General features: G+C 58.6%; 19 protein-coding genes and 1 pseudogene. 10 read left to right on the top strand and 10 right to left on the bottom strand.

Annotated features, from left to right (window positions below; all coding sequences use genetic code 11):
- Positions 1–10: 10 nt before the first annotated feature.
- Complete coding sequence (locus tag B9Q17_RS01700) at positions 11–1,222, top strand: hypothetical protein (RefSeq protein WP_094623846.1); 1,212 nt, start codon at positions 11–13, stop codon at positions 1,220–1,222.
- A gap of 11 nt (positions 1,223–1,233) precedes the next feature.
- Positions 1,234–2,043, top strand: a complete 810-nt coding sequence (locus B9Q17_RS01705; protein ID WP_094623847.1) for a mechanosensitive ion channel family protein — start codon at positions 1,234–1,236, stop codon at positions 2,041–2,043.
- A 15-nt stretch (positions 2,044–2,058) separates the two neighbouring features.
- Here the strand turns inward: B9Q17_RS01705 and dctP are convergent.
- The 3 genes and pseudogenes from dctP to B9Q17_RS01715 all read right to left on the bottom strand — a co-directional run.
- A pseudogene (gene dctP, locus B9Q17_RS01710) lies at positions 2,059–2,913 on the bottom strand (TRAP transporter substrate-binding protein DctP); the annotation flags it as partial.
- A 15-nt stretch (positions 2,914–2,928) separates the two neighbouring features.
- Complete coding sequence (locus tag B9Q17_RS18335) at positions 2,929–3,120, bottom strand: hypothetical protein (RefSeq protein WP_244177282.1); 192 nt, start codon at positions 3,118–3,120, stop codon at positions 2,929–2,931.
- A 155-nt stretch (positions 3,121–3,275) separates the two neighbouring features.
- On the bottom strand, positions 3,276–3,665 hold the full coding sequence (locus B9Q17_RS01715) for a DUF4168 domain-containing protein (RefSeq protein ID WP_014422193.1): 390 nt from the start codon (positions 3,663–3,665) through the stop codon (positions 3,276–3,278).
- A gap of 221 nt (positions 3,666–3,886) precedes the next feature.
- On the opposite strand from B9Q17_RS01715, the gene B9Q17_RS01720 reads away from it, so the two are divergent.
- From B9Q17_RS01720 to B9Q17_RS01735, 4 genes are read left to right on the top strand one after another with little or no spacing between them, the layout of a single operon-like run.
- Positions 3,887–5,359, top strand: a complete 1,473-nt coding sequence (locus B9Q17_RS01720) for an ATP-binding protein (protein WP_022989986.1) — start codon at positions 3,887–3,889, stop codon at positions 5,357–5,359.
- Positions 5,356–6,741 (top strand): sigma-54-dependent transcriptional regulator, encoded by a 1,386-nt coding sequence (locus tag B9Q17_RS01725; RefSeq protein WP_094623848.1) that lies wholly within the window; start codon positions 5,356–5,358, stop codon positions 6,739–6,741. The genes B9Q17_RS01720 and B9Q17_RS01725 overlap by 4 nt, the downstream gene beginning before the upstream one ends.
- Positions 6,734–7,639 carry a DMT family transporter gene (locus B9Q17_RS01730; RefSeq protein WP_094623965.1) on the top strand — a complete coding sequence of 302 codons (906 nt, stop codon included), beginning with the start codon at positions 6,734–6,736 and terminating at the stop codon, positions 7,637–7,639. Before B9Q17_RS01725 ends, B9Q17_RS01730 begins: the two co-directional genes overlap by 8 nt.
- A complete protein-coding gene (locus B9Q17_RS01735; protein WP_014422188.1) occupies positions 7,632–7,910 on the top strand; it encodes a GIY-YIG nuclease family protein in 279 nt (92 codons plus the stop codon). The genes B9Q17_RS01730 and B9Q17_RS01735 overlap by 8 nt, the downstream gene beginning before the upstream one ends.
- Here B9Q17_RS01735 and B9Q17_RS01740 read toward each other — a convergent pair.
- Complete coding sequence (locus tag B9Q17_RS01740; RefSeq protein WP_094623849.1) at positions 7,888–8,781, bottom strand: alpha/beta hydrolase; 894 nt, start codon at positions 8,779–8,781, stop codon at positions 7,888–7,890. The genes B9Q17_RS01735 and B9Q17_RS01740 overlap by 23 nt on opposite strands.
- A gap of 70 nt (positions 8,782–8,851) precedes the next feature.
- Here B9Q17_RS01740 and B9Q17_RS01745 point away from each other — a divergent pair, with 70 nt between their 5' ends.
- Together B9Q17_RS01745 and B9Q17_RS01750 are read left to right on the top strand one after the other, a co-directional pair.
- Positions 8,852–9,841: an alpha/beta hydrolase gene (locus B9Q17_RS01745; RefSeq protein WP_094623850.1), complete on the top strand. Its 990-nt coding sequence runs from the start codon at positions 8,852–8,854 to the stop codon at positions 9,839–9,841.
- Between the two features lie 56 nt (positions 9,842–9,897).
- Positions 9,898–10,557 carry a YiaD family glycine zipper/OmpA-like lipoprotein gene (locus B9Q17_RS01750; RefSeq protein WP_036219953.1) on the top strand — a complete coding sequence of 220 codons (660 nt, stop codon included), beginning with the start codon at positions 9,898–9,900 and terminating at the stop codon, positions 10,555–10,557.
- 76 nt (positions 10,558–10,633) lie between these two features.
- Here the strand turns inward: B9Q17_RS01750 and serA are convergent, their stop codons facing one another.
- On the bottom strand, positions 10,634–11,863 hold the full coding sequence (gene serA / locus B9Q17_RS01755) for a phosphoglycerate dehydrogenase (protein WP_094623851.1): 1,230 nt from the start codon (positions 11,861–11,863) through the stop codon (positions 10,634–10,636).
- 185 nt (positions 11,864–12,048) lie between these two features.
- Between serA and B9Q17_RS01760 the strand changes: the two genes are divergently transcribed.
- Positions 12,049–13,452: a D-2-hydroxyglutarate dehydrogenase gene (locus B9Q17_RS01760; protein WP_094623852.1), complete on the top strand. Its 1,404-nt coding sequence runs from the start codon at positions 12,049–12,051 to the stop codon at positions 13,450–13,452.
- Positions 13,452–14,129 carry an SIR2 family NAD-dependent protein deacylase gene (locus B9Q17_RS01765; RefSeq protein WP_094623853.1) on the top strand — a complete coding sequence of 226 codons (678 nt, stop codon included), beginning with the start codon at positions 13,452–13,454 and terminating at the stop codon, positions 14,127–14,129. The genes B9Q17_RS01760 and B9Q17_RS01765 overlap by 1 nt, the downstream gene beginning before the upstream one ends.
- Positions 14,130–14,298: 169 nt before the next feature.
- Here the strand turns inward: B9Q17_RS01765 and B9Q17_RS01770 are convergent, their stop codons facing one another.
- The 5 genes from B9Q17_RS01770 to B9Q17_RS01790 form a co-directional block, all read right to left on the bottom strand.
- Positions 14,299–15,603 (bottom strand): ABC1 kinase family protein, encoded by a 1,305-nt coding sequence (locus tag B9Q17_RS01770; protein ID WP_094623854.1) that lies wholly within the window; start codon positions 15,601–15,603, stop codon positions 14,299–14,301.
- Between the two features lie 58 nt (positions 15,604–15,661).
- A complete protein-coding gene (locus tag B9Q17_RS01775) occupies positions 15,662–16,324 on the bottom strand; it encodes a fumarylacetoacetate hydrolase family protein (protein WP_094623855.1) in 663 nt (220 codons plus the stop codon).
- 21 nt (positions 16,325–16,345) lie between these two features.
- Complete coding sequence (locus tag B9Q17_RS01780) at positions 16,346–16,888, bottom strand: adenine phosphoribosyltransferase (RefSeq protein WP_022989975.1); 543 nt, start codon at positions 16,886–16,888, stop codon at positions 16,346–16,348.
- A 22-nt stretch (positions 16,889–16,910) separates the two neighbouring features.
- Positions 16,911–18,209 carry an NCS2 family permease gene (locus B9Q17_RS01785; RefSeq protein ID WP_058341373.1) on the bottom strand — a complete coding sequence of 433 codons (1,299 nt, stop codon included), beginning with the start codon at positions 18,207–18,209 and terminating at the stop codon, positions 16,911–16,913.
- Between the two features lie 130 nt (positions 18,210–18,339).
- On the bottom strand, positions 18,340–18,957 hold the full coding sequence (locus B9Q17_RS01790) for a trimeric intracellular cation channel family protein (RefSeq protein WP_094623856.1): 618 nt from the start codon (positions 18,955–18,957) through the stop codon (positions 18,340–18,342).
- Positions 18,958–19,209 lie beyond the last annotated feature (252 nt).

Genomic DNA, 19,209 nt, shown 5'->3' on the forward strand with positions numbered 1-19,209 from the left:
AGTATCGCCGTTGACTGACAACAACCAAGCTGATCACCCATGCCTGCCTGGCGGACTGATTCCTCTGGAGCAATGGCGTGTTCCGGAGACCTCCGTCCGCAGAACCATTCGCAGTGGTCTCCGGGATATTCTGGATCAGTTAAAAGCAGGCATTCATCCCGACGAACAGGCGTTCAGAAGTCTGGATGATCTGCCTACCCTGTCGGAACGCCAGATTCAGGACTATGCCCCGGTACCGGATCGTGAAGAACTTGCCCGGGCTTTATTGAACGAACTGGAACAGTTGCGCCGGTCGGGTGGACAGTCACGCAAGACCAGTTTTCTGGTGGCACCACCATTCTCAGGTATTGCCGAAGCGTTGCGGGCCTCGGGTCGGCGGGTGATAGCCCCGCCGGACAATCTGTTAATGCCTGAAAGAGACATTACCGGCTGGTGGGATCACCAGCTTCAGGACGATGACTGGGTAATACCGGAACTGGCGGATTTCTGGCTGCGACACCGGTCCGGTCTTGGTTTGTTGCGTGAATTATTCGCGCGCCTTGCGCGGGATAAAGTGGGTGAGGGCATCATTGGCTGTTCCGGCTGGTGTTGGAAGTTCTGGACTCAGTATCTGCCAGAGCTCCACCTGGCGCCATTGACCCCCAGCCCTTTGTCCGGGGATCGTCTTACCAACTGGCTTGGACATCTGGCGGGGGAGCGCCCGCAAGGACCACTGACGGCGAGAATGACCCAGGATGGCCTGTATGTACTGCCGGCGCCAACCGGGGACGACGAGCGAAAATACAGCCTGTTTACCCGGGATCTGGCCACTTTGGCTCGGGGAAATCCGGGCGTTGCCCTGGCTATCTGGCGCCGAACTCTTCGGGCACGGCCCGAGGACGAGACGCAGCAGCAAGGGGAAGAGGATGCACATCAAGATGGCCGCCAGTGTTGGGTGGCGCCACTGGATCAGCTGAGTTTGCCTGCCGTGCCCCAGAGTTCAGCCCGGCAGTCCGGCTACCTGCTGCATGCGTTGTTGATGCATGGCGGCCTGGGCCTGGGGCAGCTGGAGCTGACTTCGGGGTTGCCTGGCGAGGAACTGCGGATAGCGCTGTCCCGGCTGGAACGAGCCGACGTAGTGACCGGCGATGAGCAGGAAGGCATCTTTCGGGTGCAGGCATTGGCGTATCCGGCCGTCCGGCGGTATCTGCAATCCAAAGGGTATCCGGTGGACAGCTTCTAGGAGAAACGGTTATGGGCGATTTCGGTATCAAGGACGCGCTGTCTTCAATTACCTCCGAGGCTTTGCTGGAAGCCCTGGCGGTCATTGTTGCGGCTTCGTTGCTGATTCTGATGGTTCAGAAAGCAGTTCCGGTACTGGCTGCGAAACTATCGGGAAAACCGAGGCTGTACCTTCTCGCATCCGTTCCTCTTTTCCGGCTTCTGGTCATTGTTCTGACCATCATTGTGGTGGTGCCCATTCTGGTGGAACCCTCATTCGAGAACATGATTGCTATCTTCGGTGCCCTGGGTCTTGCCTTGGGTTTTGCGTTCAAGGACTACGCCAACAGCCTCATTGCAGGTATCGTTACGCTCTATGAAATGCCTTACCGACCGGGTGACTGGATCGAAGTGAACGGTCGCTATGGTGAGGTGCGAAGTATCGGTACCCGGGCCGCAGAAATCGTGACGCTGGATGATACCGTGATTGTGATTCCCCACAGCCTGCTGTGGAATACGCTGCTGGCCAATGGCAATGACGGCACCGATAACCTGATGTGCGTGGCCGAGGTTTTTCTGGACCCGAACCACGATGTCGGCCGGATGCTGGGCCTGTTCCGGGATGCGATCTTTGCCTGCCCGCTCACCAAAACCTACCAGCCGGTGCTGGTCACGGTTGCCGCACGGGAGACCGGTATGTGCTATCGGTTGAAAGCCTACCCGCTGGAGCCCAGAGAGCAGGCGCGTTTCATTTCAGACCTGACCGCAAGGGCCGCGGAGATCTGTGGTGACGAGGGTGTCCCGATGGTCTCCTACCCTTATCTGCAGGCTCAGAAAGCCTGATCCGGGCAGGGTTGATCAGTCACCCGCAATCGACGTTGCCCGCTGAATCAGCGCCTGGCCTTTCTCTCCGGTCAGTTCAATAAAGCGTTGCCGGGCAGGCAGGCTCGCATCCCGGAAGGCCTCCCTTTCAGTTTCCGTCAGCCGTACGACCCGGATACCGCCCTGTTCCAGTATGGTCTCCAGCCGCTCCTTGTTCAGGTCCTCCTGGAGAGTCCAGGCTTCCTCGGATAGCTGTGCAATGGTTTCCTCCAGCCATTTCCGTTCCTGCGAGGGGAGTCCTGCGAACCAGTCCTCATTGGCCACAACAGATGCGATAAACCGTGAGGCCCTGGCCATGGTCATGACGTTCTGGACTTCATGGAACCCCATTTCCTCAATAGCAAACACCGGGTTGCTCTGGCCGTCGATGTTGCCGAGCTGGAGATCGCTGTATACCTGGGCGAAAGGCGTCTGTACGGGGTCAGCACCATAGCTTCGGAAAGCCTCTGCTGCGGTTTCCGAGGTCATGGTGCGAAATCTTAACCCCTGGAAATCGGCGGGGGTTCTCAGGGGGTTGTTGGCCGTCCAGGTCATCCAGCCTTCCGGCACGAACCCCAGCAGTTGCAGGCCAGCGTTGTGGTAGGCCGGTTCAAATGCGGAAATAAACGCGGGCGCCTCCAGAAGGCGACGGGCCGGTTCCTGTTCTTCCGGAAGCAGGAAGTGAAGATTAAAAAGGCCGGTTTCCGGAACGGTATCGGCCAGGTGGCCGGGCGAGGCAAAGGCCAGGTTGACTGAGCCGTTGCGAGTCAGTTCTGTCAGTTGGGCCGAGGTGCCCAAAGAGCCATAAGGAAAGACATCGACCTCAATCCTTCCACCAGACAGCGCTTCGACCTGTTCCCTGAACTGCTATGCGTAAAGATGCTGAACACTGCCTTCAATCTCTTCCAGGGCAAAGCGCCAGGTGACCGGATACTCTGGTTTGCCGTCCGCCGAACTCTGCGCGGCTGACGAGGAGCCATTGTCGGAGCAGCCGGTCAGCAGCATCACTGCCGCAGTGGCAACGAGGCTGAAGCTGAGAAGCGGGTGGCGTTTGGTCATTGTATTCAGGGCTCCAGAATCCGGCACATTTGAGTCTAGAGGGAAAAGGTAACACAACAGACCGAGGAGAAAAGGCCGATGTGTAAACGCCAGACGAACAGCCACAAAAAAGCCCCGCCGAAGCGGGGCCAGACGACGAACCGGATGCAGGAAATTTACATCAGAGCGTCAACGCGGTTGCGTACCTTCGGCTCACTGCTGTAAGCGGTGGCAATGGCGTTATAGGTGGGGATATCGATACCCACGTCTTCGATCACCGAGACCATTTCATCATTGGCTTCCATCTGCAGTTCCTGGGCCTTCTGCTGAGACTCGGCTGATTCGATCTTCTCGATGTATTCCTCTCGCACTTCCATAACACCGGATTGTGCCTCAATGAATTGTTTCAGCTCAGCATCGCTGTAATTGGTGCTTTGGCTGCCTGCGGCGGCGGGGTTGCTGTAACCCGAGCCCTGTTCGGCCGGGGCCGGGTTCTGTTGTGCTATCACCGGTGCGGTTGCCAGCAGTGCCAGAGATGCGGTGATGGATACAAGCAGTTTGTTCATAGCTTTACTCCTGGTTTTAATGAGGCCGGCTCGGTCGTCCAGCCACAAACTTGTGAATGTCGATGTGACAATAGCGATTCCCGTGCCAGGTTTTGATTTCTCTATAAAGGCAATAAAAACAGTAGTTTATGGATGCTCTATGGTTAAAGCTCAGTAATCTGTCTTGTGGCAAAATGCCACATGTGGCAGAAAGGCTGTGACATTTCTGCAGAGTGGTGTTTATGGCGTTGATGGGAAAACGGGTGGGAGCACTGTTCCGGTCGCTGCAATTAACGTTGGTGCTCAGTATTGTAGTGCCGCTGCTGCTGTTCAGTGGCATTGCTATCTACATTGGCATGGGGGCGGTAGAGCGCGCTCTGAACGATCGCCTTCGTGAAGACCTGGAACTGGTGGCGCGAGCGGTCAGCGGGCCGGTGAGTAAGGCGCTGGCCGAAAGCGATGAACTGGTCCTGGGCGAATCCCTGAAATCCATCTTCCAGATCGGGCGCATTTCCGGGGCCTCGGTGTTTGACGCAGAGGGTGACCGGGTGGCCAGTCTCGGTGTTGCTGACTCCGATGTCACCAATAGCGCCAGCGCCGAAAAGGCAATCGCCAGTGGTGAGCTCGGGGGCGCGTTTCGTTGGGTGGATGGCGAGTCGGTGTTTTCCCAGTTCACGCCGCTGGTTGCGGAAGACGGGCGGATTCAGGGTTTGTTGCAGGTAACGCGGCAACGCAGTGATTTCCATGACCTGGTGGCCACCAGCCGTTGGTGGGCAGTGGTGATCTGGTCGATGATTGCGGCCACCATCATCCTCGTTGTCGTTCTGGGGCATTACCGCACCGTGGGGCGACATGTGAACCGTTTGCTGGAGAGCATGGCTTCTCTGCAACCGGGCGCCTGGCGGTTGGAGACTCCGGAGGCAGGGCCACAGGAGCTGCGCCAGATCCAGCAGGGCATTCGTGCTCTGGGCGAACGAATGGCCGAGGCCGAGGCCGAAATCGAAGACAGGATTGCCCGGGAACGGGCGCTGGCAGAACAGCTGGAATACCAGGAGAAAGTGGCGATGATTGGCCGGGTCGCAGGCGGGGTAGCTCACGAACTGGGGGCGCCTCTGAACGTTATTCAGGGCCGGGCCCGCATTCTGGCCAGGGCCGGGCTGGAGCAGGAGCAGCAACGGCATCTGGATGATATCGAACATCAGGTGGACCGGATGACCATGATTATCCAGCAACTGCTGGACTGTTTCCGGCATGTGCCCGAGTCCCGGCGACCCGTAAACCTGGCAGACATTCTCGAGGACGTCGTTACCCGCGCCCGTGAAGACAGGCGCTGCCAGGCGGTTTCGCTGCAAGCCGACGCTTTTGACAGGCCGATGCCGACACGGGCAGAGCCGCTCCGGGTTGGCCTGGCGTGTCTGAATGTGGTGAGAAATGCCTGTCAGGCTGGCCGGAAACAGGTCGCGCTCTCTGTCGGCGAGACCGGGGAGTTTTGGGTGTTCCGGGTCGAGGACGATGGCCCTGGTATACCGGCAGAGCATCACGCCAGGGTTTTCGAGCCGTTCTTCAGCACCCGCCCGGCCGGCGAAGGCACGGGGTTAGGGCTGGCAGTGGTTCAGAGTGTCATGAAAGAACACGGGGGATCCGTTGAAGTGATTGATAGTGAGTTGGGCGGTTGTGGTATGGCGCTGTATTTTCCGAAAGAGGTGGGCCAATGAGCAGCCGGCCTGTCACGATCCTGCTGGTCGAAGATGACGCCAGCCTTGGCCAGCTGCTGATGGAGGAGTTGGAAGTGGATGGTTACCGCGTACGCAGGGTCAGTATGGTGGCCGAGGCGCGGACTGCTCTGACAGACGAACGCCCGGGCCTGATCGTGTCGGATCTGCGCTTGCCCGATGGTGACGGTCTGGAGATTCTGTCGCTTCAGCAGGCCGAGCATCCCGGTATTCCCTTTATCGTGATTACCGCGTTTGGGACGGTGGACCAGGCGGTCGATGCCTTGAAGGCCGGCGCTGATGATTTTCTGACCAAGCCGCTCTCAACGGATCATCTCCGGTTAAAGATCAAGCGGTTGCTGGCCCAGGCGGATCTGAACCGGCAGTTGGCGGAGTATCAGTCCGGGCGCGGCGGCGATGAAAACATGGGCTTGATCGGCGGCAGTGCGATGATGGATCGCCTCAGGTCAGACATTCGCCAGGTTGCCCGCAGTCAGGCCGCGGTTCTGATTAATGGCGAAAGTGGAACCGGGAAAGAGCTGGTTGCGAGGGCAATCCACCAGCAAAGCGAACGCTCAGCGCAGCCGTTCCTTGCGGTGAATTGTGCCGGAATACCGCCAGACTTGATGGAAAGTGAATTCTTCGGTCACGAGGCTGGTGCTTTTACCGGTGCACGGCAGGCCCGTCGGGGGCTGTTTGCAGAGGCGAGCGGTGGCACCTTGCTGCTGGACGAGATTGGGGAAATGCCATTGGCGCTGCAAGCCAAACTGCTTCGGGTGTTGCAGGAGGGCTGCATCAAACCAGTGGGAGCTGACCATGAGGAAATGGTGGATGTTCGCATTCTGGCGGCAACGCATGTGGATTTACTTAGGGCTGTTGAGCAGGGCCAATTCCGTGAAGACCTGTATTATCGCCTTGAAACCCTGTCGTTAACGGTGCCTCCCCTGAGGGAGCGGGATGAGGATGTTGAATTGCTGGCCATGCATTTTCTGGGTGAGGCAGCACGCCGCCACAGCCGGGGGTTCCTGAAGTTCAGTGACGTCACGTTAAGGATACTCCGCGATTATCCGTTCCCGGGCAATGTGCGTGAGCTGTCCAGTGCGATTGAGCGGGCGGTCACTTTTTGTGAAAGCGATACCATACAGCCCGAGCATTTGCCCGAACGCATCCGGAAGCGCCAGGGCGGGATTGTTCAGGCTGCCGTTGCCGCTTCGCCCGGGAAACTTTCCGAATGGCCCACCCTGGAAATGCTCCAGCAGGATTACGTGCGCCGGGTCATGGCTGCCGTTGATGGTAATAAACGCCGGGCGGCCCAGATACTCGGCATTAATCGCAGAACACTGTATCGCTGGCTGGAGTCGGATTTGGAGCATGGGCATGACTGATCAGAAACAGGCCATGATGTACGGCCTTGCCACGGTGCTGCTGTGGTCGACCGTTGCTACCGCCTTCAAATTGTCACTGGCGGATCTTGCGCCGGTTCAGATGCTGCTGGTGGCCTGTACCGCATCCATCGTCGTGATGGCGGCTATCCTCATGCTACAGGGGCGCTGGGGACTGGTGTTCCGTTTGCGGCGTGGCCAATACCTGCAGTCCATGCTGATGGGGCTGATCAATCCCTGTCTGTACTACTTTCTGCTGTTTGGTGCGTTCGACCGTCTGCCCGCCCAGGAGGCTCAGCCTCTGAACTACACCTGGGCACTGGTGCTGGCCTATCTGTCGGTGCCGTTTCTGGGGCAGAAACTGCGCAGGATCGATATTCTGGCGGGGTTGGTGTGTTACGCCGGAGTGGTAGTGATCGCCACCCGTGGTGCCGTAACCTCGCTCTCATTCTCAGACCCGCTCGGTGTCTCGCTGGCGTTGGGCAGCACGCTGGTTTGGGCGTCTTACTGGATTATTGCCACCCGGGATACCCGGGACCCGGTGGTTGGCCTGTTTTTTAATTTTCTATTTGGACTGCCGGTCATTGTGCTGGTGTGCTGGCAGACGGCGGGGTTGGCAATGCCGATCGGGAGTTCGATGGCCGCTGCGGTTTACGTCGGCGTTTTTGAAATGGGCATAGCCTTTGTGCTGTGGTCCCAGGCCATGAAAAAAGCAGAAAACACCTCGAAAGTGAGCAATCTGATTTTTATCTCGCCGTTTCTGTCCCTCGTGTTTATATACTTCATTCTGGGCGAAGTTATTCTCACCTCGACCTACGTCGGGCTGGTGCTGATCATTGCGGGATTATGGCTGCAGCAGAAGAAGATCCGTGACCGGGAGCAGGCGTTGAACCATGGCTGAGAACTGGTATCTGTACCTTGTTCGCACCGCATCGGGTAGCCTCTACACCGGAATTGCCACAGATGTGGAGCGGCGGTTTGCCGAGCATCAGGCGGGGGCACCTAAAGGTGCCCGGAGCCTGAGAGGTAAAGGGCCGTTAACCCTGGAGTTCCATGTACCTGCCGGCGACAGGAGCCGCGCCTCCCGACTGGAATGGCAGGTCAAGCGCTGGCCCAAGGTTCGAAAGGAAGCTTTGATCCGGGGTGTCGTCAGGCTTGAAGATGATGCCTGATGTGACGCCCGGCAACGGCCAGAGCGTCTCTGGCCCGGTCAAGCTGCGAGGCGTGCACCTGGAATACATGCCAGAGATTGTTGTAGATCTCCAGCGTGGTTTCCACGTGTTCCTGTTTGGCCGCCTCCGCCAATCGACGGGCGTCGTTGAGCAGAACTTCCTGGCTTCCGACCTGAATCAGCAGGGGAGGCAGGCCACTCAGGTCACCGTAGACAGGCGACACCAGCGGGTGCGTCAAAGGCACGCCGTTGGCATACATTTTCGCGGCTTTGAAGGTCCAGGCAGCGTGCAGGACCGGTTCACATTCCGGAGTGTAAAGATCCTTTTCTGACAGATCTGTCCAGGGCGAGAAGCAGGTGACGGATGAGGGTAGTGGATGACCGTGGTCGCGCAATCGCATGGCCAGTACCACCGACAGACCGCCGCCGGCGGAATCTCCGGCCAGGGCAATGGAGCCGGGGCTTACCCCCTGGTTGATCAAGGCCAGATATACGGCTTCGGCATCGTCCGGCGCGGCTGGAAACGGATGCTCCGGCGCCAGCCGGTAATCCGGAATCAGTACGTCGCAGCCAGAGAATTTGGCCAGATGGCCGGCAATGCCCCGGTGGGTATCGGCAGAGCCCATAACATAGCCTCCGCCGTGAAAATACAGTACGGTGCCGCCAGAACGGTCTTCCGGGGAGGCGCGCAGCACCGGTACATCGCCCAGGTCTTCCCACGCGAAACTGACGTCTTTAGGCGGGTAGGATGTTCGATAAGCTTCCCGGGTGTATCGGCGCTGCACCGATAACGGAAACGCCCGGGACAGGACGGGCTTCACAAAACGGTGCATGGTCCCTCTCAACCCGGCCTCAAGAAGCGGCTGGAACATCTGTGTTCTCCCTTGTGAATGCGTTAGGATGACTGGCATTTATGGATTCATGACAGGCGTTTAACTCTACGTGTACTGGAAAACAGATACCATAGAAATACCGAATTGGGACAGACATTCCCTGCTGGAGCGTCTGGAGCCTTTCGACCCGGCCGAGCGCCGGGACCTCAGTGTTGAGATGGAAGCCTATTGCCGTTTTTACGGCCTGGATCTCTGGGTGGAGCACCCGGAGGTGGCTTACCATCAGGGCTACGTAAAGGCAGACCGGCACGAAGTCATGGTGCATTACTTCCGGCTGCCGGAGGCGGCAGGGGGCAAGGGCACGGTGTTCATCCTGCATGGTTACTTTGACCACGTGGGGCTGTATACCCAGCTGATTGACCGTTGCCTGGGCGCCGGCTTTGATGTGCTGACCTACGACCAGCCCGGGCACGGGCTGTCCAGCGGCACACCGGCAGCCATTGGCAGTTTCCTGGAATACCAGGCGGTGTTATCTGAGGTCATGGCTGAGGTGAAAGACATGGTGCGCGGGCCCTGGTTTGCTGTGGGCCAGAGTACCGGTGGGGCGATCCTGATTGACTACCTGCTGTCCAACCACCACGACCAGGACACCTCCGCATTCCGGAGAGTGGTCCTGCTGGCGCCCCTCGTTCGGCCCATGGGCTGGTTAGGTGCCAGGGTGCTGCACAGCGTGGTCAAACCGTTTCTGACCCGATGGAAGCGAGCCTTTAACGAAAACAGCGGGAATACGCGGTTTCTGAAGTTTTTGCGTGAGCATGACCCGCTCCAGGCCCGTGCGGTGCACGTTGATTGGGTAACGGCCCTGAAAAAATGGGTGCCGCACATCGAGTCGGCCAGGCCGGTGGATTTTCCGGTTACCGTGGTGCAGGGCGAGAAAGACACCACCGTAGACTGGCAGCACAATCTGCGCATTATCCGTAATAAATTTTCCTCTGTGAGGGAACGAAGAATTCCGGATGGTCGTCATCATCTGGTAAACGAAGCCCAGGATTTGCAGGCTACGGTGTTTAACACCATTATTGAAACATTCTCGGAATGAAATGGCCGGCGCCGGATCTGGCAGGGCCGCAAGAAAAACCGACGCAGGAGAAAACCATGAAGAAGACAATCCTTGCTTTCGCAGTTGCCACCGTTGGTATGAGTGGCTGTATGACGTACGACCCGTACACCGGCGAAGAGAAAACCTCTAACGCCACCAAGGGCAGCATTATCGGTGCCCTGGGCGGTGCTGCCGTGGGTGCGGCTACATCCAGCAGCAGTGACCGCGGCAAGGGTGCCCTGATCGGCGCTGCCAGTGGTGCGGCTGTTGGTGGTGGTATCGGTTACTACATGGACCGCCAGGAAGCGCAGCTGCGTCAGAAGCTGGAAGGCACCGGTGTTCGCGTCGTCCGTAATGGCGACCAGATCGAGCTGGTTATGCCGGGCAACATCACCTTTGACACAGACCAGTCCAGCATCCGTTCCGGCTTTACCGGCACCCTGGAGTCTGTAGCCCTGGTACTGAAAGAGTTCGACAAGACCATCATCCAGATTGAAGGCCACACCGACAGCACCGGTTCCGACAGCTACAACCAGCTGCTGAGTGAGCGCCGTGCCTCTTCAGTGCGGGACTTCCTGCTGAACCAGGGCATCGAGCCGCGCCGTACCCGTGCGACCGGTTATGGCGAGCGCTACCCGGTTGCTTCTAACGATACCTCAGCGGGCCGTGAGCAGAACCGTCGCGTTGAGCTGACTTTGGTGCCGATGGAGCAGTAATTCTCCGCTCCCAGCGCAAAAGAAAACCCCGGAGGCGAAAGCCTGCGGGGTTTTTTTACGGCTGGTGAAAACCGGGTCAGAACAGAACGCGGCAGCGAATCGTGCCTTTCACCTGACGCAGTTTTTCCAGGGCCAGTTCGCCGTAGGCCTTGTCGACATCCACGACTACGTAGCCGATATCTTCCTTGGTCTGCAGGTACTGGCCGCACACGTTGATGCTGTTCTCGGAGAACACCTGGTTGATCTCGGACATCACGCCCGGCACGTTCTCGTGAATGTGCAGCAGGCGGTGCTGGTTCGGGTGCGACGGCAGGGCGACTTCCGGGAAGTTCACGGAAGACACAGAGGTGCCGTTGTCGCTGTACATGGCCAGCTTCTCGGCCACTTCACGGCCGATGTTTTCCTGGGCTTCGATGGTGGAGCCACCTACGTGCGGAGTCAGGATGCAGTTGTCGAACTCGCGCAGCGGAGACACAAACTCTTCATCGTTGGACTTCGGCTCAACCGGGAATACGTCTACCGCAGCGCCCAGCAGCTTGCCGGAGCGCAGGGCGTCGGCCAGCGCGTCGATGTCGACCACGGTGCCGCGGGACGCGTTCATCAGGATGGAGCCAGGCTTCATCTGGGCGAACTGCTCGGCCTTGAACATGTACTTGGTGGCCGGGGTTTCCGGCACGTGCAGGGAAACGACGTCTGCAATGTTCAGCAGTTCCTGCAGGGTGCCCACCTGGGTGGCGTTACCGATCGACAGCTTGGAAACCACGTCGTAGAAATACACGTCCATGCCCAGGCTCTCGGCCAGGACACTGAACTGGGTACCGATGTTGCCGTAGCCGATGATGCCCAGCTTCTTGCCACGGATTTCGTAGCTGTTCTTGGCGGACTTGATCCACTCACCCCGATGCGCCTTGGCGCTCTTCTCGGGCACGCCACGCAGCAGCAGGATGGCCTGTGCCAGAACCAGCTCGGCTACGGAACGGGTGTTGGAGAAAGGTGCGTTGAAAACGGCAACACCACGGCGGGTTGCAGCCTGCAGGTCCACCTGGTTGGTGCCAATGCAGAAACAGCCCACAGCCACCAGCTTCTTGGCAGCTTCAAATACTTTCTCGGTCAGCTGGGTGCGAGACCGGATACCGACGAAGTGCGCATCGGCAATCTTCTCGATCAGGTTTTCCTCGCCCAGTGAATGGGTCAGGTACTCGATGTTGGTGTAACCCGCAGCGTTCAGGGTATCAATGGCAGATTGATGCACGCCTTCCAGCAGCAGGATCCGGATTTTGCTCTTTTCGAGAGACGTATTTGACATGGGCTAGCTTCCGAACCTTTCGTCACGTGAAATGACCGCGGCCGGGGATCGTCAACCCGGCTCACAGAACAGGGGCGGTATGATACCATAAACGGAGATTTTCACAGCGCGCCGGTTTGCCTGAATCAATTCTTTGTGAACGCCTTCTGACCACGCGCGGCCCAACCTGAGAGACAGACACACCCATGAATTCCGAACAGATCATTGCTTCCCTTAAAGAGCTGGTGGCTACCGGCGACGCTCCGGGCAAGGTTCTGACCGATCCGGCCGACCTGGACTCCTATGGCAAGGACTGGACCAAAATCCATCCGCCCAAGCCCCTGGCGATCGTGCTGCCGAAGACCACCGAGCAGGTGCAGGCTGTGGTGAAGTTTGCCAACGAGCACAAGGTGGCCCTGGTGCCTTCCGGCGGACGTACCGGCCTGAGCGCCGGCGCCGTTGCCGCCAACGGCGAGGTGGTAGTGGCGTTCGATAACATGAACCAGATCCTGGAATTCAATGCCAGCGACCGCACGGTACGTTGTCAGTCGGGCGTGGTGACCGAACAGCTGCAGAACTTCGCCGAGGAAAACGGCCTGTACTACCCGGTGGACTTCGCCTCTGCCGGTTCCAGCCAGCTGGGCGGCAACCTGTCTACCAACGCCGGCGGCATCAAGGTGATCCGCTACGGCATGAGCCGCGACTGGGTAGCCGGCCTGAAAGTGGTCACCGGCAAGGGCGATATCCTGGACCTGAACAAGGACCTGGAAAAGAACAACACCGGCTACGACCTGCGCCACCTGTTTATTGGCGCCGAGGGCACCCTGGGCTTCATTACCGAAGCCACCATGAAGCTTACCCGCCAGCCGGATAACCTCACGGTACTGGTGCTGGGCCTGGGCGACCTGACCAACACCATGGACGTGCTGCAGAAGTTCCAGAGCAAGCTGGACCTGACCGCCTACGAATTTTTCTCCCACCAGGCGATGAACCACGTACTGGCCCACGGTCAGGTACAGGCCCCGTTCGAGACCGAAGCGCCGTACTACGCGCTGCTGGAATTCGAGGCGGTTTCGGACCAGGTCATGGACGATGCCATGTCACTGTTCGAACACTGCGTAGAAGAAGGCTGGGTACTGGACGGCGTAATCAGCCAGAGCGAAACCCAGGCCCAGAACCTGTGGCAGCTGCGGGAGCGGATTTCCGAGTCCATAGCCCCGCGTATTCCCTACAAGAACGACGTTTCTGTGGTGGTCTCGAAGGTGCCGGGCTTCCTGCAGGAAATCGACGACGTCGTCACCGAACACTACCCGGACTTCGAAATCATCTGGTTCGGGCACATCGGCGACGGCAACCTGCACCTGAACATCCTGAAGCCGAAAGACATGGCCAAGGAAGACTTCTTCGAGAAGTGCCAGCAGGTGAACAAGTGGGTGTTCGAGATTGTCGAGCGTTACCAGGGCAGTGTGTCTGCCGAGCACGGCGTGGGCATGACCAAGAAGCCCTACCTGCATTACACCCGCAGCGAGGCGGAAATCGCCTATCTTAAAGGTATCAAGCAGGTGTTCGACCCCAACGGTATCATCAACCCGGGCAAGATCTTCGACTGATGCAAGAGCACATCGTAGTACTCACCGGCGCTGGCATCAGCGCCGAAAGCGGCCTCTCCACCTTCCGTGACAACGGCGGGTTGTGGGAGCAGCACAGTGTGTACGACGTAGCCACGCCGGAGGCGTTCGAACGCAACCGTGACCTGGTGTTACGGTTCTACAACGAACGCCGCCGGCAGTTGCTGTCGGTCCAGCCGAACCCTGCCCACCGCCTGCTAGCCGAACTGGAAAACCGCTACCGGGTTACCGTAGTCACCCAGAACGTGGATGACCTGCACGAGCGGGGCGGCTCCTCCAACGTGATCCACCTTCACGGTGAACTCAGCAAGGCACGCAGCTCGGTTAACCCCGAGCTGATCTACGATATCGGGTACAGCGACATCAAGCCCGGTGACACCTGTGATCTGGGGGCCCAGCTTCGCCCGCACATTGTCTGGTTCGGTGAGGAAGTACCGATGCTGGATGCCGCTGCAGAAGTGGTGCGCACGGCAGACCAGTTACTGATTGTAGGGACATCGCTGCAGGTGTATCCGGCGGCCGGGCTGGTCTATGAAGTGGATATCGATGTGCCCATCACAGTGATCGACCCGGGCGAGCCGGCCTCGGTTTCACGTGCCAGAGTGATCCGGAAAGGCGCCAGCGATGGCTTGAATGAGTGGGTCAGAATGTTGGGCTAGCACCCATGTTGGGAGTGCTGCTATGGGGAAGGCTTTCCAAAACTGTGCGGAGCCATGGATGGCGGAGCCCAAGCGTCACATGGATGTGCCGCAAGGAGCGTGTTTTGGAAAGCCTTCCCCATAGCAGCGCTGTGCTCCATAGTTGGCCCTCCCCGACAGGACTCTTGCCTCAACCTCGGAGGTATTTCTCCAGTTCACTTCTGAATGCTGCCTGAACACCTAAGCGTTTCAACATCCAGTAATGCCCGGCAATCATTCGGTCAATAAAGATACTTTCCACTGGCGGCTTGAAGTAATCCAGATACTTGAACACCGTACTGGTTTTCGCCGCGACGTGCTTGTGGATGTCTGCCTCGGCAAAGTCATAGGGTTCATCATTCAGGAACGGGATGATCAGAATGTCCCGCCACATGGCGTAATAAGCCTCATCGACCGCCGGCTGGTTGTCCACGCGGGCGCCCAAATCAATCAGGTACTCGTCGAGTGCCTGGTAGTCCTCGTCCAGAGCCGCGATCAGAGCCTTACGGTACGCCTCTACAATCTCCGGCTTCAGTTTCTTCACGCAGCCAAAGTCATACATGATGATGGTGCCATCCGGCCGGTAGGCGAAGTTCCCAGCGTGGGGGTCGCCGTGGATGCACTGGAAGCGGAACAGCTGGTCGGCCATGATGGTGAAGATTCGGTGGCCGATGTCGTTCAGGGTTTCCTGGCTGTAGCGTTCGGGTGTGACCTTGCTGACGTGGTCGCCCTCCACCAGCTCCAGGGTCAGAACCCGACGGGTGGAGTGGCTGTCGATCACTTCCGGAATCAGTACCCACGGCTGGTCTTTGTGGAAGTCGTGGAAGAGTTTCAGGTTGCGGGCTTCGTTTTCGTAATCCAGTTCTTCTTTCAGGCGCAGGCGGATTTCGCCGAACAGCTGGTCTACCGTTTCCTTCGGCATTCTCAAAAGGCCGCCCAGTTTCAGGGCCAGGCGCAGCTGTTTCAGGTCTGAATCGCAGGATTCGTCCACGCCAGGGTACTGGACCTTTACGATCACGTCAGTGCCGTCGTGCAGGCGGGCGCGGTGTACCTGGCCGATGGAGGCGGAGGCGTAGGGTGTTTCCTGAAGGTATTCGAACAACTCGCCCACCGGTTTGCCCAGTTCGCTTTCCACCTGTTCCAGAATGACCTCGAAGGGCATGGGTGGGGCTTCTTTCTGGAGTTTTTCCAGCGCCTGGGAGAACTCCTTGGGCAGGAAGTCCTGGGTCTGGGAGGCAATCTGGCCCACTTTCATGACGGCGCCCTTGAGCTCACCCAGGGTATCGGCAATCTCGTCGGCCATGCGGGTGTAGCTTTCGCTGCGGGCGCTTTCGTCATCCACGGTGCGGAACATACGCCGTGCCCTTTGGCCAGCGTACTGGCCGGCCACCGAGGCGGTCATGCCGGCCAGTTTGAAGAATCGACCTGTGCGTGAGGTTACCGGTTTCTTCGCCATGGTGCTGGGTGTTCCCTGAAACTGATGATGTGCCTGAATATGCGTTCAGGCAGGCATTTCAGACCACTGTGGTTTCCACAAACAGCAGATCTTCCAGTTCCAGCGACAGGGTCTGGCCGGATTCCAGCGGGCCAACGCCTTTCGGGGTTCCGGTCAGTACCACGTCCCCCGGTTGCAGGGTGAACTGGCTGCTCATGTGGGCAATCAGCGGTACGATGGGGTTCAGCATATCACGGGTGTCGCCGGTCTGTTGGCGCTGGCCGTTAATGTCCAGGGTGAAGTGAATGTTGTCCTTCGGAAGTTTGTCGGCGGGCACGAAAGGCGAGAGCGGGCAGGCGCCGTCAAAGGCCTTGGCCCGTTCCCAGGGCTGGCCCTTTTCCTTGAGCTTGCTTTGGATATCCCGAAGGGTCAGGTCCAGCGCCAGGCCGTATCCCAGAATGGCAGCTTCAGCTTCGCTCTCGGAGGCATGGGTGAGTGGGCGGCCGATGAGTACCGCGAGTTCGGTTTCAAAGTGCACCGCGCCCTGATTGCGAGGGAAATCCAGCGGGCGGGTAATATGAACCGCTGCTGTAGAGGGTTTGATAAACAGCAGCGGCTCGTCCGGCACCGGGTTATTCAGTTCCCGGGCGTGTTCGGCGTAGTTGCGACCAATGCACACGATCTTGCCAAGGGGCAGGTGAACGGGGGTACCGTCTTTCCAGTGGTGCTGATAATCGGGCATGGTCGCCTCCTGTAACTGTGGTTATTCTCCGTCGAATGAACACACAGTATAAACCTGCAGGCCTTCTTCCTGCAGCTTGCGGGAGCCACCCAGATCCGGCAGGTCGATCATCGCGGCCACTTCCACAATTTCCGCACCAATGCGGCGGATCAGCCGGGTGGCGGCCAGCATGGTGCCGCCGGTAGCGATCAGGTCGTCCACCAGCACCACTTTGTCGCCGGGCTTGAAGGCATCTTTGTGCAGTTCGACAGACGCGGTGCCGTATTCCAGCTCGTAGTCTTCCACCATGGTGTCGAACGGCAGCTTGCCTTTCTTGCGCACCAGCACCAGCGAGGCGTTCAGCTCATAGGCCAGGGCCGAGCCGATGATGAAGCCGCGGGCGTCAACGGCGGCCACGGCATCAATATGCTGGCCGTGGTAGCGGTGTACAAAGGCATCAATCAGCTTTCGAAAAGCTGTTTTGTCCTGCAGCACCGTAGTGATGTCGCGGAATGACACACCCGGCTTGGGCCAGTCCGGTACGGTGCGGATAGCCTTTTTAATGCTTTCGGAAAAATAATCCATAACTCACCTGTGCGGGCCCGGCTTACGCCAGGTCCAGGAACATGAATTTCAGAACGAAGACGACGGCAATCACGGTGACGCTCCAGTTCAGGTCAGACCAGCGGCCGGCGAGGGCTTTCACCGCCACATAGGTGATGAAGCCAAGGGCAATGCCGTGGGCGATGGAGAACGTCAGCGGCATCATCAGGGCGGTCACGATAGCCGGTGCGGTGTCGGTGATGTCGTCCCAGTCGATCAGTTTCAGCCCGCTGGCCATCAGGCAGGCTACATACAGCAGGGCCGGAGCCGTGGCGTAGGGCGGGATCACACTGGCAATGGGTGAGAACAGCAGGCAAGCCAGGAACAGCAGGGCGACCACAACTGCGGTCAGGCCGGTGCGGCCGCCGGCCGCGATACCGGCAGTGGATTCCACGTAACTGGTGGTGGTGGATGTACCCAGTGCGGCGCCAGACATGGTGGCAACAGAGTCAGACATCAGGGCCCGGCCCAGGCGCGGCAGTTTGCCGTCTTTGTCCAGCAAACCGCCTTTCTGGGCCGCGCCCACCAGGGTGCCGGAGGTGTCGAACAGGTCTACAAACAGGAAGGCAAAGACCACGCTGATCATGCCAACGTTCAGGGCGCCGGCCAGGTCAAGTTGCATAAAGGTGGGGGCGATGCTCGGCGGTGCAGACACAATACCCTGATACTCCACCATGCCCAGCATCATGGCGGCGGCGGTTATAGCAATAATGCCGATCATCACAGAACCGGTAATCTGGCGGAAAGAGAGCGCACAGATCAGTACAAAGCCGGCAAAGAACAGCAGGGCCTCCGGCACTTTCACGTCACCCAGGCTGACCAGCGTGGCAGGATGATCCACCACAATGCCGGCGTTCTTCAGGGCGATCAGGGCCAGGAAGAATCCGATACCTGCGGAAATACCGAATCGCAGGGACAGGGGGATGGAATTGATGATCCATTCCCGCACCTTGAAAATGCTCAGCAGGAAGAACAGCAAGCCGGACAGGAACACTGCCCCCAGCGCCACCTGCCAGCTGTAACCCATGCTGCCGACCACGGTGAACGAGAAAAACGCGTTCAGGCCCATGCCCGGGGCAAGTGCGATGGGGTAGTTGGCCCACAGGCCCATGATCAGTGTGCCGATGACCGCCGCCAGGCAGGTCGCCACGAACACGGCGCCGAAATCCATGCCGGTGGAAGAAAGTAGGCTGGGGTTGACCACGATAATGTAAGCCATGGTCAGGAAGGTGGTAATGCCCGCTACCACTTCTTTACGAACAGTAGTGCCGTGGGCCTGGAGTTGGAACAGTCGTTCAAGCATGACGGGGGTCTGCCTCTCAGGATGCCTGGGTTGGAGTTTAAAATCTTTTGACGTGCGGAAATCGTGAACTGGGTGAAAAAACGGCAATGTTACCGGCTCACGGGCCTCAGGCCAAGGGATGATTGACAGTTCAGTGAGCCGCGTTATCTCTCTGTAGACGGATATCAAAACGCACGGCGGCCATCCGCACAATGACAATAAATGACAGACCGATGGTCAGGGCCAGGGACTCGCTTTCCAGGAACCACTGGCAGACGAAATAGAGCCAGCAGCCGGCAAACGCGATGGAGGCGTAGATCTGGTCTTTACGGAAGATAAACGGCACTTCGTTACACAGGGTGTCGCGCAGGGCGCCGCCGAAGCATCCGGTCATCACTCCCAGCATGGACGCAATAAACCACGAATGCCCAAGATCCAGCGCCAGCTGGGCGCCGAGGATGGAGAAAATGCCCAGCCCGATGGCGTCTGGAAACACAATGCGGGACTCTTTCAGGCTGTGGGCCCGGCTCCAGTAGCTGAACACAATTGCCATGGCCAGGATCAGGATCGGCTGCTCTTCGTGCTTGATCCAGTAAAGCGGGTGGTTGTCCATGATCAGGTCGCGCAGCGTGCCGCCACCCAGAGCGGTAATGAAACCGATGGCAAAGACCCCCACCGGATCCATGTTTTTCGAGCGCGCGACAATCATGCCGGAAATGGCAAACGCCACAATGCCGATCATTTCAAGGGTGTAGATAATGTCGAACATGGCCGGCTCTGGGGCTGAGAATGGATGAAAAATGCATTCAGAACGGGAGCGCGAAGCATAGCCGAAAATTCCCTGTGATTCATCCGGTCGATAACGCAAGGTGCTTGAAGTGGGAGGGCTCACGCGTTGTTATTAGCACGGCTAATAAAGTCCGATAAGCTAACTTTATTTGCTTCATACCGGAACTCTGTTTAGCTTGATCTCCCTCAATAAAATACCGAACAACAACGGTGCCCCCTGTGTGCGGCGGCG

This window comes from Marinobacter vinifirmus, assembly GCF_002258215.1.
Taxonomy (GTDB): domain Bacteria; phylum Pseudomonadota; class Gammaproteobacteria; order Pseudomonadales; family Oleiphilaceae; genus Marinobacter; species Marinobacter vinifirmus.